This is a genomic window from Stenotrophomonas sp. 93052_Sma, assembly GCF_056481145.1.
Genome location: NZ_CM151134.1, coordinates 773,487 through 788,508 on the forward strand (window position 1 = coordinate 773,487; position 15,022 = coordinate 788,508).

Annotated in this window: 10 protein-coding genes, 1 other RNA gene and 4 pseudogenes; 11 read left to right on the forward strand and 4 right to left on the reverse strand. The window is 66.7% G+C overall.

Annotation, left to right across the window (positions count from 1 at the left end; all coding sequences use genetic code 11):
* The first annotated feature begins 12 nt into the window (after window positions 1-12).
* Window positions 13-831, forward strand: a complete 819-nt coding sequence (gene rsmI / locus ACZK2V_RS03535; protein WP_005412235.1) for a 16S rRNA (cytidine(1402)-2'-O)-methyltransferase — start codon at window positions 13-15, stop codon at window positions 829-831.
* Between the two features lie 152 nt (window positions 832-983).
* Here the strand turns inward: rsmI and ACZK2V_RS03540 are convergent, their stop codons facing one another.
* The gene (locus ACZK2V_RS03540; RefSeq protein ID WP_197573250.1) at window positions 984-1,853 is read right to left on the reverse strand and encodes a nucleotidyl transferase AbiEii/AbiGii toxin family protein; all 870 of its coding nucleotides are present in this window, start codon (window positions 1,851-1,853) and stop codon (window positions 984-986) included.
* Window positions 1,850-2,509 (reverse strand): type IV toxin-antitoxin system AbiEi family antitoxin domain-containing protein, encoded by a 660-nt coding sequence (locus ACZK2V_RS03545; RefSeq protein ID WP_177179501.1) that lies wholly within the window; start codon window positions 2,507-2,509, stop codon window positions 1,850-1,852. Before ACZK2V_RS03545 ends, ACZK2V_RS03540 begins: the two co-directional genes overlap by 4 nt.
* Before the next feature lie 178 nt (window positions 2,510-2,687).
* On the opposite strand from ACZK2V_RS03545, the gene rnpB reads away from it, so the two are divergent.
* Window positions 2,688-3,039: RNase P RNA component class A (rnpB, locus tag ACZK2V_RS03550), an RNA gene on the forward strand.
* Window positions 3,040-3,162: 123 nt separating this feature from the next.
* Here the strand turns inward: rnpB and ACZK2V_RS03555 are convergent.
* Both ACZK2V_RS03555 and ACZK2V_RS03560 read right to left on the reverse strand, forming a co-directional pair.
* Window positions 3,163-3,642, reverse strand: a complete 480-nt coding sequence (locus ACZK2V_RS03555) for a DM13 domain-containing protein (protein WP_049461627.1) — start codon at window positions 3,640-3,642, stop codon at window positions 3,163-3,165.
* A 361-nt stretch (window positions 3,643-4,003) separates the two neighbouring features.
* A complete protein-coding gene (locus tag ACZK2V_RS03560) occupies window positions 4,004-4,792 on the reverse strand; it encodes an NRDE family protein (protein WP_049461626.1) in 789 nt (262 codons plus the stop codon).
* Window positions 4,793-5,160: 368 nt separating this feature from the next.
* Here ACZK2V_RS03560 and ACZK2V_RS03565 point away from each other — a divergent pair.
* The 9 genes and pseudogenes from ACZK2V_RS03565 to murG all read left to right on the forward strand — a co-directional run.
* Window positions 5,161-5,561, forward strand: a pseudogene (locus ACZK2V_RS03565) (division/cell wall cluster transcriptional repressor MraZ).
* 14 nt (window positions 5,562-5,575) lie between these two features.
* Window positions 5,576-6,544 (forward strand): 16S rRNA (cytosine(1402)-N(4))-methyltransferase RsmH, encoded by a 969-nt coding sequence (rsmH, locus tag ACZK2V_RS03570; RefSeq protein WP_012510046.1) that lies wholly within the window; start codon window positions 5,576-5,578, stop codon window positions 6,542-6,544.
* Window positions 6,541-6,804: a cell division protein FtsL gene (gene ftsL, locus ACZK2V_RS03575; RefSeq protein ID WP_005412242.1), complete on the forward strand. Its 264-nt coding sequence runs from the start codon at window positions 6,541-6,543 to the stop codon at window positions 6,802-6,804. The genes rsmH and ftsL overlap by 4 nt, the downstream gene beginning before the upstream one ends.
* A complete protein-coding gene (locus tag ACZK2V_RS03580) occupies window positions 6,801-8,645 on the forward strand; it encodes a peptidoglycan D,D-transpeptidase FtsI family protein (RefSeq protein WP_049461624.1) in 1,845 nt (614 codons plus the stop codon). Before ftsL ends, ACZK2V_RS03580 begins: the two co-directional genes overlap by 4 nt.
* Window positions 8,642-10,146: pseudogene (locus tag ACZK2V_RS03585) on the forward strand (UDP-N-acetylmuramoyl-L-alanyl-D-glutamate--2,6-diaminopimelate ligase). Before ACZK2V_RS03580 ends, ACZK2V_RS03585 begins: the two are co-directional and overlap by 4 nt.
* A pseudogene (locus ACZK2V_RS03590) lies at window positions 10,143-11,535 on the forward strand (UDP-N-acetylmuramoyl-tripeptide--D-alanyl-D-alanine ligase). Before ACZK2V_RS03585 ends, ACZK2V_RS03590 begins: the two co-directional pseudogenes overlap by 4 nt.
* Window positions 11,525-12,610 (forward strand): phospho-N-acetylmuramoyl-pentapeptide-transferase, encoded by a 1,086-nt coding sequence (gene mraY / locus ACZK2V_RS03595; protein WP_010481929.1) that lies wholly within the window; start codon window positions 11,525-11,527, stop codon window positions 12,608-12,610. Before ACZK2V_RS03590 ends, mraY begins: the two are co-directional and overlap by 11 nt.
* 1 nt (window position 12,611) lies before the next feature.
* Window positions 12,612-13,934 (forward strand): putative lipid II flippase FtsW, encoded by a 1,323-nt coding sequence (ftsW, locus tag ACZK2V_RS03600; RefSeq protein WP_049399807.1) that lies wholly within the window; start codon window positions 12,612-12,614, stop codon window positions 13,932-13,934.
* Window positions 13,931-15,009: pseudogene (murG, locus tag ACZK2V_RS03605) on the forward strand (undecaprenyldiphospho-muramoylpentapeptide beta-N-acetylglucosaminyltransferase); the annotation flags it as partial. The gene ftsW and the pseudogene murG, both read left to right, overlap by 4 nt.
* Between the last annotated feature and the right edge of the window lie 13 nt (window positions 15,010-15,022).

Here is a 15,022-nt window from a genome sequence, read left to right on the forward strand (position 1 = left end):
AGTACCGCTGAAATGAGTGTGCCAACCCTGTACGTCGTCGCCACCCCGATCGGCAACCTGGCCGATCTGAGCCCGCGCGCGCAGGAGGTGCTGCGGTCGGTGGCGGCCATCTGTGCTGAAGACACCCGCCGCAGTGGCCAGCTGCTGTCCCATTTCGGCATCCAGCAGCCGTTGGTGGCCCTGCACGAACACAATGAAGAGGCCCTGGCCCAGCGCCTGGTCTCGCGCCTGCAGGCCGGTGAATCGCTGGCGCTGGTCAGTGATGCCGGCACCCCGCTGGTCAGTGACCCCGGTTTCCGCCTGGTGCGTGCTGCGCGCGCGGCGGGCATCAAGGTCAGCCCGATTCCCGGCGCCTGTGCCGCCATCGCTGCGCTGAGCGTGGCCGGCCTGCCCAGCGACCGTTTCAGTTTCGAGGGTTTCCTGCCGGCCAAGGCCAGCGGCCGCCGCGACCGCCTGCAGGCGCTGGCCGGTGAAGTACGCACCATGGTGTTCTACGAATCCTCGCACCGCATCGCCGAATCGCTGGCCGACATGGCGGCGATCTTCGGCGGTGAGCGCCCGGCGGTGTTGGCCCGCGAGCTGACCAAGCTGTTCGAGACCGTGCTTGATGGTGACCTGGCCGGCCTGCTGGCGAAGGTGGAAGCTGACGAGAACCAGCGCAAGGGCGAGTTCGTGGTGATGGTGCAGGGTGCTGGCGACGATGAGGAAGCGCAGCTGGCGCATGGCCGCCGTGTCTACGCCAAATTGAGCGAGCATCTGCCGCCGTCGACCGCCGCCAAGCTGGCTGCCGAGCTGACCGGCGCACCGCGCAAGGCGTTGTACGGGAGTTGATGGATCGTGCGGACCAAGGTCCGCACCCACCAGAGCGGAATCCGCACCCACCAGAGCAGCGGAATCGGTAGATCCACGCCATGCGTGGATGAACGGGCCGCGCCGGGGTCTGCACCCACCCGGGCGGACCGATAGCGCCAGGCCTTGCGACGTCAGGACTGTACGGGTGTGTCGAGGGTGTCCAGATAGTTGGCAATCTCGGCAATCACCGAAGAGAGGTCCGGCGCGATCAGGCGATTCCTGCGCAGGAAGGCGCGCCACTGGGTCTGCTTCTGGGTATCTGCGGCGAATGACTGAGTCAGTCCGTAGGGCAGGGGCGTTGGCGCCGGGGTCCTTCGTCGATCAAACGTCGCGCCAATGGCCGCAACAAGGTGCGGGCGATCCATGGCGTCTTCGCGGATCAGTGCCAGCAAGTCGAAGAAGTCCTTCATCCTGCTGTTAGCGATGCCCAGTGCCGCTATAGCCTCGAGCTTTTCGGCAAACACGGTTTCGCGTGGATAGACGCGCAGGCAGGCTGGAGGGAATCCTTCCAGAATCACCGGATAGGTGATTTCCGGCGGCGGGGTGATCACCGCGTCGCCAAACCCGACGTCCCACTGCACATGGCAGCGTGCCCGGCCCAGATGTGCGATCAGGCGCATGCGCAGCCCCTCGTACGTGGCTTCTTCACGTATGGCCTCGATGACGATGCTGCCTGGATCGAAGCGCAGGCCGTCGTCCCCGGGCATTCCACAGAGCGAAAGTGCGATATGTAGCAGGCGATCGGGCTCAGCGCTGCCGGATCCCAGGAAATCGGCATCCCGTGTAGGGCGGTGCGGCGCGTCGAACCACACTGCGAACAGCATGGCACCCTTCAGCAGGAACTGGTTGCGGTATCGAGAAGCGGAGAGCCGGTAGAGCAGGCGCTCAACGGCGAACCTGTCCAGCACGAACTGAAAGTCCTCACCCTGCTTGCGTGCGAGATCGAGCAGCCGTTGCCGGATGGAAGCAACGCGGTGGGGAGGTGTTGGAGAGGGGATCAAGCCAGGGCATCGAGGTACGGTCTCATCAGTCTGGCAACGCGGCAGATCCGCGCATACTCCATCAACGCATCCGGCGTGGTTGCACGGCTGTGAAGCGCGTCACGCAGGGCTTCAAGTGCGACATCAAGCCCTACGAGATTGCGGAACTTGAAGCAATCGACGACGGTTTTGGCTACGTTGCTGACGTATATGAGACGTCCGCCTACGCGACGTTCTTCCAGCCCCGCATTGAGGGTCGTTGCCGACATGCGGACCACACGGAGGGGCGGCCAGTCGATCCGCGGAACGCGGTCGCTGTTGCCGATGGAGACCCAGCGTTCGAATGGTGCCTGAGTGGTCAGGCCATGCAGGCGCAGGGCACTCAACAGGCATAGACGGGGGTGTGGCAGGCGTTCTGCAATGATCCGCAGTCCATCATCGGTGTCGTCGCTCTTTCTTTCCGCCAACGCGTAGACGCCACGGGACAGCCGGATGAGTGCGCCTGCCTCGACCAGGCGGGTCAGTTGGGCGCGGGCGATCCCGGCAGTCACCAGTTCGCGGGCGCGCAGGGTGCCTGCGCGTCGCAATAGCTTTCGTGCCTTGGCCTCGGCGTTTCCCATGACGGCATTGTTCCATAACGTCGGGTGTTTTGAATATCGACCGACAAAAAGGAACATCGTTGGCTGCGGCGAGTGACGAGTAAATGGTGCGGACCAAGGTCCGCACCCACCAGAGCGGAATCCGCACCCACCAGAGCAGCGGAATCGGTAGATCCACGCCATGCGTGGATGGATGAACCGGATGCCGCGATCAGCACGGCAGGAAGGGCGTTCGTAGGCTAGAATGTGCGTTGGCGGAGCCGGCCAGACAGTCGCGTCATCCCTTCGGGGATGCCGAGGAAAGTCCGGGCTCCATAGGGCAAGGTGCCAGGTAACGCCTGGGCGGCGCAAGCCGACGGAAAGTGCAACAGAAAGATACCGCCTACGTCTTCTTCGGAAGGCCGGTAAGGGTGAAATGGTGCGGTAAGAGCGCACCGCGAGTCTGGCAACAGACCGGCACGGCAAACCCCACCTGGAGCAAGACCAAATAGGGATCCTTTGGCGCGGCCCGCGTTGGATCCGGGTAGGTTGCTTGAGCGTTGCGGTGACGTAACGCCTAGAGGAATGACTGTCCACGACAGAACCCGGCTTATCGGCCGGCTCCGCCTCTTTCTTCCATATGCGTGAACCGCGCATCGGTAGTGCCGGCCGCTGGCCGGCAGCTTCACGATGCCTGCAGGGCGGACAGAGTGCCGGCCAGCGGCCGGCACTACCTCGACGTCGCGCGTTCGTCAGCCCGGCGTACGGTACTGCCCTGCGGAAATGAACTGCGAGAAGCGCTCGCACCACACCACCACCGTGGTGTAGTCGTCGACGTTGACGTCATCGGGTACATCGACCAGGAAACGGTTGAAGGTCTTCACCTCGCCGATGCGCCGGGCCTGCGCCTTGATCTTCAGGAAGTCCGCTTTGTTGTCGACGAAATCGCGGACCAGGTAGACCTTGTAGTCCGGTCCCGGTCCCATCTTCCCGTCGAAGGCCACCTGGCGTGCGCTGACGCTGACCTTGCCTTCCGCCCAGTGCACCGCGTCGCTGCCCTTGAGGTCGCGGCGGAACGTGGTGTGATGGGTGGCGTCGTTCATGGCGGCCTGCACCTGTGCTGCGGGCGGATCATCAGGAGCGATCAGGATCGGCAGGAAGTAGACGCCCAGGCCGAAGCCGAGGCCGAGAGTGAGCAGATGGGTGGCGAGCAGGATGAGGGTGCGGCGCATGGGGCCTCCATGTGGATGTGGATCGCGCGGCATGGTGCCGGGCATGACCACCTTGGGAGGTTGCGGGCGGCATTTATAGACACAGTGCCAAGCGCAAAAAGGGCACAGTGGGGTGGCTGCGGCAACGCAGGCCCTGTGGCGCGGGCGGAAAGGCGCTGCGTCCGGAAGCTGAATGACGTTGGCAGCCTTGGATCGCAGTGACGGGTAGTGCCGGCCGCTGGCCGGCAGCGGCGTGGCCTGCCCGAAGATCCGGAGGTTGCCGGCCAGCGGCCGGCACTACCCTGCTGGAAAGAGATTCCGGCCAACGGTAGGCAATACCCCTGCTGGAGAGAGATTCCGGCCAGCGGCCGGCACGACCCGGTCAGAAAATGACGTGACTCTGTCCGTTGGCTGCGCCCTGTGGGCCAAAGCGGCGCTCGTGGATCTGGCCGTGGCCGTCGGCGTCGATCAGCAGCACGGTGCTGGCGCGGGTGCCGTAGTCGTCGCCGCGGATGAAGGCGGGGCTCAGCCAGCGCTCGCGTTCCAGGCCGATGCCGGTGTCGGGCAGGTCGCTGTCGGCGGGGCGATGTTCGTCGGCCAGGGCGGCCCAGAGCGGGGTCAGGTCCGGGGTCAGATCCTTTTCGCTTTGCGAAAGGGATCTGACCCGGTCTTCCTGCAGCCAGGCTTCAAGGGCCGCCATCAGCCGCCGGGTCTTCGGCCAGGGCGCGTCCAGCGCACCGTTGGACATGCCATGCACGCCCGGGCCCAGGCTCTGCCGCTCGGCGGGGTGGTTGCCCAGGAACTCCAGGCTGTGGCCGTCGGCCAGCAACAGGTTGAACGGCGCGTAGGCGCCGGCCACCGTTGCCAACCGGTCGATATGCACGGCGGCCGGGTCGCGGCCGCGCAGGAAGTCGGCCACCAGCGCGCCCCGTGAAGGGCCGGTCTGGGCGGCCAGCGGATCACGCACATTGGTGACCACTGCCATCCGGCCTACGGCACCGACGCCCGCCCAGCCGCCGCCGGAGCGCAGGTCGCGCCCCCCGATGACGGAGGTCTCATCTTGCCAGGCGGCCAGCGCCGCCGTCGGGCGGGCGTGGAACTCATCACGGTTGCCGGTCATCACCAGCCGCCAGCGCGGGTGGTGCATCCAGCCAAGAGCGAGCAGGCACATGGCCTCATTGTGCACGGTTTGCGCAGTCTGGCGCCGCTTCCGGCCCGTTTTGGATGAATGCGCGGCCGATGTTTCACGCGCTGTCCACAGCCCTGAACTTCCGTTCAATCTCAAAAATTGAGACGGATCAGCAACTTGTGGATAAGCCTTGAACAATTCTCTAAAGGTTGTTGCAAGCCATTGATGTGGCTGGCGATTTCCCCGCTGAAAAGTTGTTGACAACCCTTCGGCCGCTGCTAAGGTGGGCATCAGAGGGAAATCCGGGTGTTTTGTGGGTTTTCGTGGTTCAATGTTTCACCGGGCGAAGGATAGGTGCACGCGTCGTGTTCCAGGGCGAGACGGCCATCACAGTTGACGATAAAGGGCGCATGGCGGTTCCCACCGCTTACCGCGACCTCGTCGCGCGCCCAGCAACAACCGTCTCGTGCTGACCTACAACCCGTTCGAAGCCGGCTGCCTGTGGCTGTATGCAGAGTCGGAATGGGAGCGGGTCCGCGACGACGTGATGTCCAAGCCCAACACCCAGCGCGTCGTGCGCCTGTTGCAGCAGAAGCTGGTCGGCTCGGCCGCCCATCTTGAGCTGGACGGCAACGGTCGCATCAGCATCCCCGCCAGCCACCGCGGTGCGGTGGGCATTGAGAAGAAGGCGGTATTGCTCGGTATGGGCGACAAGTTCGAATTGTGGAGCGAGCAGGCGCATCGGGCCCTGATCCAGCAGACATTGTCTGACGAGGATCTGGGTGATGGGTTGCTCGACCTGAAGTTGTGAGCCGGGGTGCCCGGATGCGCCCAGAAGCGCAGGCCGGTCACCTTCCGGTGTCGCAGTCGCCGGCGGTGCACCTGCCGGTCCTGTACACCCAGGTCCTTGAAGGCCTGAGGGTGATCGAAAACGGACGTTATCTGGATGGCACGTTCGGTCGTGGCGGTCATGCACGTGGCGTGCTCACCCAGCTCGGTCCCGAGGGGCGCCTGCTGGTCATGGACAAGGATCCGGAAGCCATCGCCGTAGCCGAGCGCGATTTCGCGCCGGACCCGCGCGTGTCCATCTTCCGTGGCAGCTTCGCCCAGCTGCTGCAGTGGGATGCGACGGCTGAAGGCCTGGACGGCGTGCTGTTCGACCTGGGCGTGTCGTCGCCGCAGCTGGACGTGGCCGAGCGTGGCTTCAGCTTCGGCAAGGACGGCCCGCTGGACATGCGCATGGACCCGGACAGCGGTGAAAGCGCCGCGCAGTGGATCAACCGCGTCGAAGATCGCGAGATTGCCGACGTGCTGTGGACCTACGGCGAAGAGCGTCAGAGCCGCCGTATCGCCCGTGCCATCGTGGCCCGCCGCGAGAAACAGCCGTTCTCCCGCACCGCCGAACTGGCTGAGCTGATCGCCTCGGTGATGCCGCGCGGCAAGGACAAGATCCACCCGGCCACGCGCAGCTTCCAGGCCATCCGCATCCACATCAACCGCGAGCTGGCCGATCTGGAAGCCGGGCTCGATGCGGCCGTGGAACGGCTCAAGCCCGGCGGCCGCCTGGCGATCATCAGCTTCCACTCGCTGGAAGATCGAATCGTCAAGCAGTACATGAACCGCCTGGCCAAGGCGCCGCCGGCCAACCGCCGCCTGCCCGAGGCGGAGGTGTTCGTGCCGACCCTGGATCTGATCGGTGGCGCCATCAAGGCCACCGACGAAGAACTGGCGGCCAACCCGCGTGCCCGCAGCGCCGTGCTGCGCGTGGCCCAGAAGCGGGAGGCCGATGCATGAGCCGGCTGCTGCTGATCATCCTGTTGGCCTCGACCGTGGCCTCGGCGATCGGCGTCGTGTTCGTGCGTCACCGTCACCGGCAGACGTTCATCGAGCTGTCGCGCGCTGAGCGCAAGCGCGATGACATCAATCTGGAATTCGGCCGCCTGCAGCTGGAACAGGCCACCCTGGCCGAAGCCAACCGTGTGGATCGCATCGCCCGCGAGAAGCTCGGCATGAAGTTCCCCGAGGCCGCCGACATCGTGGTGGTGCGCCCATGAGCAAGACCGGCCGCAACCGCCCGCGCAACGCCTTCAACCTGCGCCAGCGCCTGCGTTGGGTTGCCCTGGCGCTCGGCCTGTGCTCGGTGTCGCTGGTCGGCCGCGCGGCCTACGTGCAGATCATCAACAGCGATTTCTACCAGCGCCAGGGCGAAGCCCGCTACCTGCGCGAGCTGCCGATCAAGACCTCGCGCGGCATGATCACCGACCGCAACGGCGAGCCGCTGGCGGTGTCGACCCCGGTCGCTTCGATCTGGGTCAACCCGCAGGACCTGCTGCGTTCGCCCGAGCGGATTCCTGAGCTGGCTCAGGCGGTCGGCATGTCGGTGGATGAGCTGAGCAGCCGCCTGTCGCAGAAGTCGGACAAGGAATTCATGTACCTGCGCCGCCGGATCAATCCGGACGAGGCAGAGAAGGTGGTCGCGCTGAAGATTCCGGGCGTGGCCGCGCAGCGCGAGTTCCGCCGCTTCTACCCGCAGGGTGAGGCGATGGCGCACGTGCTGGGCTTCACCAACATCGACGACCGCGGCCAGGAAGGCCTGGAGCTGGCGTTCGACGAATGGCTGCGCGGCAAGGCCGGTGCCAAGCGGGTGATCCGCAACCGCAAGGGCGAGACCGTCGAAAGCGATCTGCTGCGCGCCGCCGAACCGGGCAAGGACCTGACCCTCAGCATCGACCGCCGCATCCAGTACCTGGCGTTCAAGGAACTGCGCAACGCGCTGGTGGCCAACAAGGCGGCCGGCGGTTCGATGGTGATCATGGACGTGACCACCGGCGAGATCCTGGCCATGGTCAACCTGCCGACCTACAACCCGAATTCGCTGACCGGCGCGCTGCCCGATGCGCGCCGTAACCGTGCAGTGACCGACCTGGTCGAGCCGGGTTCGACGATGAAGCCGTTGACCATTGCCACTGCGCTGCAGGCCGGTGCGGTGACCAAGGACACCATCATCGATACCAACCCGGGTTACATGACCCTGGGCCGCTTCACCATCCGCGACGTGCCGCGCAACAACGGCGTGCTGAACGTGACCGGCGTGATCACCCGCAGTTCGAACGTGGGCGCGGCCAAGGTCGCGGCAAAGATGCCGGACCAGGTGTTCTACGACGGCGTGCGCCGCTTCGGCTACGGCTCGGTGCCGCACAGCGGTTTCCCGGGTGAATCCGGCGGCGTCGTGCTGCGCCCGGCGCGCTGGTCAGGCACCACCAAGACCACCATGTCCTACGGCTACGGCCTGAACGTCACCCCTCTGCAGATCGCTACTGCCTATTCGGCGTTGGCCAATGGTGGCAGGTTGATCGCGCCGACCTTCGTCAAGGGCCAGCGCAACGAAGGCCAGCAGATCATCGACGAGAACGTCGCCAAGCAGGTGGTGGCGATGATGGAAACCGTGGTCACCCAGGGCGGCGCCAAGCAGGCGGCGGTGCTGGGCTACCGCGTGGCCGGCAAGACCGGTACCGCGCGCAAGGCCGGCCCCGGCGGTTACGAGCGCGGCCATTACAACGCGCTGTTCGCTGGCGTGGTGCCGGCCACCAATCCGCGCTTCGCCACCGTCATCGTCATCAACGACCCGCAGGCCGGCAAGTTCTATGGCGGCCTGGTGTCGGCGCCGGTCTACCACAACGTGATGGAAGGCACCCTGCGCCTGATGGACGTGCCGCTGGACGACCTGCAGTCGTGGCTGGCCGCACAGCAGTCCGGCAAGGTCGGCCATTCGGCCTCGATCCTGCCCGCGCCGCCGGCCGAGGCCGCGCTGCCGGTGGATGCCGCCGCTGAATTCGACGCTGCGCTGCCCAGCGCGCAAGCCCAGACGCCGCCCGCTACGGGAGGCACGCAATGAGTCCTTCGATGTTGCTTTCGCAGTTGCTTCCGGATGTGGCCCTGGCGGGCCACGATCCCGTTTTGACCGGCCTGGTGCTGGACAGCCGCGCCGTGCGCCCCGGCAATGCCTTCGTCGCCATCGCCGGTTTCGGCGCGCATGGCCTGGGCTTTGTCGAGCAGGCCCGTGCGGCCGGCGCTGGCGCCATCCTGTTCGAACCGCCGGCACCGGTCGAACTGCCGGCACCGGCCGATGCGATTGCGGTGCCGGGCCTGCGCGCGCATGGGTGCGATGGCCGACCAGTTCCATGGCGCACCGTCGCGGGCGATGGCGATGGTGGGCGTGACCGGCACCAACGGCAAGACCTCCACCGTGCAGCTGCTGGCCCAGGCCTGGCACCTGCTCGGAACGCCCAGTGGCAGTATCGGCACGTTGGGCGCCGGACTTTACGGTGCAGTTGAGCCGACCGGCTTCACTACGCCGCTGGTGCTGCAGATGCATGCGTTGCTGGCGCAGCTGCGTGATGCCGGTGCGCGCGGTGGCGATGGAAGTCAGCTCGCATGCGCTGGACCAGGGCCGCGTGGATGCGGTGCACTACGACGTGGCGGTATTCACCAACCTCACCCGCGATCATCTGGACTACCACGGCGACATGGCCAGCTACGGCGCGGCCAAGGCACGGCTGTTCCATCGCCCGGGACTGAAGGCCGCGGTGATCAATCTTGACGACGCGTTCGGTCGCCAGCTGTTCGCCGGCCTCCCGGCGGGCGTGCAACCGATCGGCCTGAGCTCGCGCGGTGCCACCGATGCCAGCGTGCGCGCCGAGGCGCTGCAGCTGGACGGCCGTGGCATTGCCTTCGAACTGGTCATCGACGGCCAGCGCGCGGCGGTGCAGTCGCCGCTGCTGGGCCGCTTCAACGTGGACAACCTGCTGGCCGTGGCCGGCACCCTGCACGCGCAGGGTCAGCCGCTGCCGCGCATTGCCGAGGTGTTGTCGGCGCTGCAGCCGATCCGTGGCCGCATGAACCGCCTGGGCGGCGAAGACGGCCTGCCGACCGTGGTGGTCGATTACGCACATACCCCGGACGCACTGGAACAGGCGCTGGACAGCCTGCACGGCCACCTGCAGGGCACGCTGTTCTGCGTGTTCGGCTGCGGTGGCGAGCGTGATACCGGCAAGCGCCCGCAGATGGCTGCGATCGCCGAGCGCCTGGCCAACCAGGTCATCGTTACCGACGACAACCCGCGTGGCGAAGACGGCGACGTGATCGTGGCCGACATCCTGGCCGGCTTCCAGAACGCCGATGCCGTGACCGTGCAGCGCAGCCGCGCGCGTGCGATCGGCCTGGCGGTGAAGCGTGCCGGTGCCGGCGACATCATCCTGATCGCTGGCAAGGGCCACGAGCCGTACCAGGAGGTGAATGGCGTGCGCCATGACTTCGACGACACCGAAGTGGCCGCCGCTGCGTTGGCAGCCAAGGCCGGTGTGCTCAGCGCGCAGGCCGGGGAGGGCATCGCATGAAGCGCACTCTGCTTTCGCTGATCGCACACTGGGCCGGCGGCGAGATCCACGGCGACGACGTGGCCATCGATGCGGTCAGCAATGACACCCGCAGCCTCGGCCCGGGCAGCCTGTATGTGGCGCTGCGCGGCGAGCGTTTCGATGGCCATGACTTTGCCGCCGACGCGCAGGCGCGCGGTGCCAGCGCGCTGCTGGTCGAGCGCCTGCTGCCGATCGAACTGCCGCAGGTGCTGGTGGCCGACAGCGAACTGGCGCTGGCGAAGATCGCCACCGGCATGCAGCGCGACCGCGATACCGAGGTGTTCGCGATCACCGGCAGCAACGGCAAGACCAGCGTGAAGAGCCTGCTGCTGTCGATCCTGCAGCAGGTGGCCCGTCATGCGCACAAGGTGGTCTACGCCAACCCGGGCAACCGCAACAACGAGATCGGCCTGCCGCTGGCAGTGATCGATGCCCCGGAAGATGCCGACTACGCTGTCTACGAGATGGGCGCGGGCAAGCCGGGTGACATCGCCTACCTGACCGACATCGCCCGCCCGCGCTATGCGCTGGTCAACAACATCGCCCCGGCGCACCTGGAACGCATGGGCAGCCTGCTCGGCGTGGCAGTGACCAAGGGCGCGATCTATGCCGCGCTGCCGGCCGATGGCGTGGCGGTGATCAACGTCGACGATGCCTACGGCCGCTGGTTCGAACAGCACTTCGTCGGCACCCCGCCGCGCTGCCGCGTACTGCGCTATGGCCTGGAGCACACCGCGGACATCACCGCGCGCGACATCCGCGCCGGCGCGCAGGGCAGCCAGTTCACCCTGGTCGCACCGGGCGGCGAAGCCCGCGTGGTGCTGGGCCTGCCGGGTCGCCACAACGTCAGCAATGCGCTGGCCGCTGCCAGCCTGGCGCTGGCCGCCGGTGTCGATCTGGCGCTGATCGCGGCCGGCCTGGCCGAAGCACAGCCGGTACCGGGCCGCCAGATCGCCCATCAGCTGCGCAACGGCGCGGTGCTGGTGGACGACAGCTACAACGCCAACCCCGGTTCGCTGGCCGCGGCCATCGACGCCCTGGCCGCCGCGCCGGAAGAGGGTTGGCTGGTGCTGGGCGACATGCGCGAGCTGGGTCCGGACGCCGAAGCGCTGCACGCGCAGGCAGGGCTCCGCGCGCGCTGCTGGCCTCAAGCGCCTGTATGCGCTGGGCCCGCTCAGCGCCGCTGCCGCCACCGCCTTCGGTGAAGGCGGCCGTCATTTCGCCACCCATGACGCGCTGTCGCAGGCGCTGAAGGACGAGCTGCACGCCGGCGTGCGCTGCCTGGTCAAGGGTTCCCGTGGCAGCGCCATGGACACGATTGTCAAAGCGCTGCTGGCGCAAGGAGAGGAATCCCCGCATGTTGTATGAACTGGCTCGATGGTTGCAGCAGTTGGAGAGCCTGTTCGGGCTGTTCAACTACCAGACGTTCCGCGCCATCCTTGCCGCGCTGACGGCCCTGTTCCTGTCGCTGTGGCTCGGCCCGGCGATGATCCGCAAGCTTGCCCAGTTCAAGGGCGGCCAGCCGATCCGCAAGGACGGTCCGCAGACCCATTTCTCCAAGGCCGGTACGCCGACCATGGGCGGTTCGCTGATCCTGCTCACCATCACCCTGTCGGTGCTGATGTGGGCCGACCTGCGCAACCGCTACGTGTGGCTGGTGCTGGCGGTGATGCTGTGCTTCGGCGCCATCGGCTGGTATGACGACTGGATCAAGATCGTCCGCCGCGACCCGAACGGCCTGAAGTCGCGCTGGAAGTACCTGCTGCAGTCGATCTTCGGCCTGGCCGCGGGCCTGTTCCTGTTCTACACGGCCGACGTGCCGGCGGCGCTGACCTTCTACATCCCGATGTTCAAGTCGATCGCGCTGCCGCTGGCCGGCATCGGATTCGTGGCCATCGCCTACTTCTGGATCGTCGGCTTCTCCAACGCGGTGAACCTCACCGACGGCCTGGACGGCCTGGCGATCATGCCGACCGTGCTGGTGGCCTGCGCACTGGGCGTGTTCGCCTACGCCTCGGGCAACGTGGTGTTTGCCAACTACCTGCAGATCCCGCAGATCCCGGGCGCCGGCGAGCTGGTCATCATCTGCGCGGCCATCGCCGGTGCGGGCCTGGGGTTCCTGTGGTTCAACACCTATCCGGCCATGGTGTTCATGGGCGACATCGGCGCGCTGGCGCTGGGTGCGGTGCTGGGTACGATCGCAGTGATCACCCGCCAGGAGCTGGTGCTGGTGATCATGGGCGGCGTGTTCGTCATCGAAACGCTGTCGGTGATGATCCAGGTCGCCTCGTTCAAGCTGACCGGCAAGCGCGTGTTCCGCATGGCACCGATCCACCATCACTTCGAACTGAAGGGCTGGCCGGAGCCGCGCGTGATCGTGCGCTTCTGGATCATCTCGGTCGTGCTCGTGCTGATCGGCCTGGCCACGTTGAAGGTGCGCTGAGATGAACGACCTGTCCCGCCAGGCAACACGCCTTGAGGCCATCGAAGGCAGCTACGACAAGTGGCTGCTGGGCGCGATCATCGCGCTCACGGGCATCGGCGTGGTGATGGTGGCGTCCAGCTCGATCGCTCTGATGAGCAGCCCGTTCTACTACCTCAACCGCCACCTGATCTTCCTGGCGGTGGGTATCGTGCTGGCGGTCGTAGCCGCCCGCACTGAACTGAAGTCCATCGAGCAGTACAACCAGATGCTGCTGCTGGGCTGCTTCGTGCTGCTGCTGGCGGTGTTCGCACCGGGCCTGGGCAGCACGGTCAACGGCGCACGCCGCTGGATCAATCTGGGCATCTCCAAGTTCCAGACGGTGGAAGCGGTGAAGGTGCTCTATATCGTCTGGCTGTCCAGCTACCTGGTGCGCTTCCGCGACGAGGTCAACGCGACCTGGCCGGCGATGCTCAAGCCACTGGGCGTGGCCGGTGCGCTGGTGCTGTTGCTGCTGCTGCAGCCGGACTTCGGTTCCTCGACCCTGCTGCTGGCGATCACCGCCGGCATGCTGGTGCTGGGCGGTGTGAACATGCCGCGCATGTCGATGCCGGTGATCATCGGCCTGGTCGGCATGAGCGCGCTGGCGATCATCGAGCCGTACCGCATGCGCCGCATTACCTCCTTCCTCGACCCGTGGGCCGACCAGCAGGGCGACGGCTACCAGCTGTCCAACGCGCTGATGGCCGTGGGCCGCGGCGAGTGGACCGGCGTTGGCCTGGGCAACTCGGTGCAGAAGCTGTACTACCTGCCGGAAGCACATACCGACTTCATCTTCTCGGTCACCGCGGAGGAGTTCGGCTTCCTCGGCACCTGCGTGATCGTGGCCCTGTACGCGCTGCTGGTCGGCCGCACGTTCTGGCTGGGCATGCGCTGCGTGGAAATGAAGCGCCACTTCTCCGGCTACATCGCCTTCGGCATCGGCCTGTGGATCAGCATGCAGACCTTCGTTTCGATCGGCGTGAATCTGGGTATCCTGCCGACCAAGGGTCTGACCCTGCCGCTGATCTCCTCCGGCGGTTCGTCGGTGCTGATGACCTGCGTGGCGATGGGCCTGCTGTTGCGCGTCTCCTATGAGCTCAAGCGCGCCGAGCGTCGCCAGGCCGTGCGCATCGGCGGTGGCGACGAGGCCGTGGCCGATGCACCCGTGGACGCGCCGGCCGCACCGGCTGCGGCCAGCGTGCCGATGAGCGCCGAGCCGACGGCTGCCGCTGCAGCGAACGCCGCACGCGGTACCAGCCGCCTGCAGTCGCGCATCGAACCGACCTTCGGGAGGCTGTCATGAGCGCAGCCACCGATAACGTGCGCCCGGTGATGATCCTGGCCGGTGGCACCGGCGGTCACATCTTCCCCGGCCTGGCCGTGGCCCGCGTGCTGCGCGCGCGGCGTACCGGTCACCTGGATGGGCGCCGATGGTGCGATGGAAACCCGCCTGGTGCCGCAGCACGACATTCCGATCGACACGCTGGCCATCACCGGCCTGCGCGGCAAAGGCAAGCTGGCCCTGCTGGGCGCGCCGTGGCGGCTGATGCGCGCTGCGTGCCGCCGGCATGATCATCCGCAAGCGCCAGCCGCGTGCGGTGGTCGCCTTCGGTGGTTTCGCGTCCGGCCCGGGGGGCATGGCCACACGCCTGCACGGCCTGCCGCTGCTGGTGCACGAACAGAATCGCGCTCCCGGCATGACCAATCGCATCCTGTCGCGCTATGCGCGCCGGCTGCTGACCGGCTTCCCGGGCACCTTCGCCAAGGGCGAAGAGTTCGTCGGCAACCCGGTACGTGCGGAGATCGCCGCCATCGCACCGCCGGAACAGCGTTTCGCTGACCGCCAGGGTCCGCTGCGCGTGCTGGTGGTCGGTGGCAGCCAGGGCGCGCGTGCGCTCAACACCGGCGTGCCGCAGGCGATTGCTGCGCTGGGCACGAGTGTGCCGGTGCAGGTTCGCCACCAGAGCGGCGAAAAGCTGCATGCCGAAGCGGTCGAGGCATATGCCAAGGCCGGCGTGCAGGCTGAAATCACGCCGTTCATCGCCGACATGGCCGAGGCCTTTGCCTGGGCCGATCTGGTGGTGTGCCGTGCGGGCGCTTCGACGCTGGCCGAGCTGTGTGCGGTGGGTGTCGGCAGCGTGCTGGTGCCTTTCCCCGCTGCCGTCGACGATCACCAGACCCGCAATGCGGAGTACCTGGTCGAACGCGGCGCGGCGGTTTTGCTGAAGCAGGACGGAACGCTGGCCGACGGCATTGCCGCACTGCTGCGCGATCTGTCCGAAAATCCCGCCCGCCGCATGCAGATGGCGCAAGCCGCGCGTGCCCTGGCCAAGGTCGATGCCGCCGAGCGCATCGCCGATATCATTCTTGAGGAAGCTGTATGAAGAAGGC